2 protein-coding genes are annotated in these 1,078 nt (G+C 68.2%); one reads left to right on the top strand and one right to left on the bottom strand.

The window, feature by feature from the left end; translation table 11 throughout:
• On the top strand, positions 1–721 hold a 721-nt coding region (locus ACGF5C_RS35140), incomplete at its 5' end, for a DUF1266 domain-containing protein (protein ID WP_393308783.1).
• Positions 722–730: 9 nt separating this feature from the next.
• Here the strand turns inward: ACGF5C_RS35140 and ACGF5C_RS35135 are convergent.
• Positions 731–1,078: hypothetical protein (locus ACGF5C_RS35135; protein ID WP_393308781.1), on the bottom strand; the 348-nt coding region annotated here is incomplete at its 5' end.

Genomic DNA, 1,078 nt, shown 5'->3' with positions numbered 1-1,078 from the left:
CGGCCGCAGCTGGAGCTCCTACAACGACACTGTCGCCTTCCAGCCGGAACACCCCGGAAGTTCGGAGACCCGGCGCGAATCCACTATCGAGGGCCTGCACGAATCGTGGGGTGTCGACAACGCCGAGGATGCGCGCGACACCATCGGCCGGTTGCTGAGCGGGATGCACGCACCGCTGTTCGCGATGGTGCATCCGCTCGCGACCGCGGCCGCCCAGGACACCACCCGCGTCGACCGCACCGGCCTCGCCGACAGCCACCGCGAATTCCTGCACACCGTGTCCGAGGTGCGCGGCTACCGCGGCGTCAACGGCATCGACCGCGATTACGACGCCTGGTTACAGGCCATCAAATTCGGCATCGTCGACCGGCTACCGCAACCGCTGAACACCGATGCCACCGCCTGGGACCTCTCGCGCATCGTCTTCATCGCCCGCGCCGCGCACACCGCCGGATATCTGGACGAGGACGAGGCGTGGACGCTGCTGGGCCGCGCGCTCGCCAAAGCCCAGCAGCACTACCGCAATTGGCGGCAGTTCGCGGCCGGCTTCCTCACCGGCGCCATCTTCTGGGCGGCCACTCAGGACCTCGCCGCGGCCAAGGAGCAGGTCGACGAACGCCGCTGGATGATCCGCGGCCTGCTGATGCGTCCGTCGAGTCCGTGGCGGCGGGTGGCGCTGCATCCCGGGGCGCCGGTATTCGGCCTTTCCCCGTTCCACTGACGGCGGCGGTTACTGCGGCATCGCGCGCAGAATGCCGATGCCCTCCCATTTGAACTGCTCGGTGTCGACCATGCCGAGTTTGCGCCGCTCCACCAGCAACTGCCATTCGCCGAACAGGTCCAGCGACGACGGACGCGCCATCACGATGGAACCGTCGACATGTTCGATCTCGCAGGCCAGCCGCACGGCGCCGTCGACGCGCAGCAGATCCTCGGCCTCGGTGGAGACGAATTCCAGATCCGTGTTGCCGTCCGAAATGCGCAGCGTCGCCACCGATCCGGGCGGCGCGGCCACATCGGTGCGATCCAGCGCGGCCACCGGGAATTCGTAGGTGGCCCCGGCCGATACGAACAGCAG

Origin of the sequence: Micromonospora sp. NPDC047620 (assembly GCF_043205005.1) — a bacterium.
In the GTDB taxonomy this organism is placed as follows: Bacteria; Actinomycetota; Actinomycetes; order Mycobacteriales; family Micromonosporaceae; genus Micromonospora.
The sequence above is the reverse complement of the archived record's forward strand: the minus strand, read 5'-3'. Positions and strand labels throughout refer to the sequence as shown.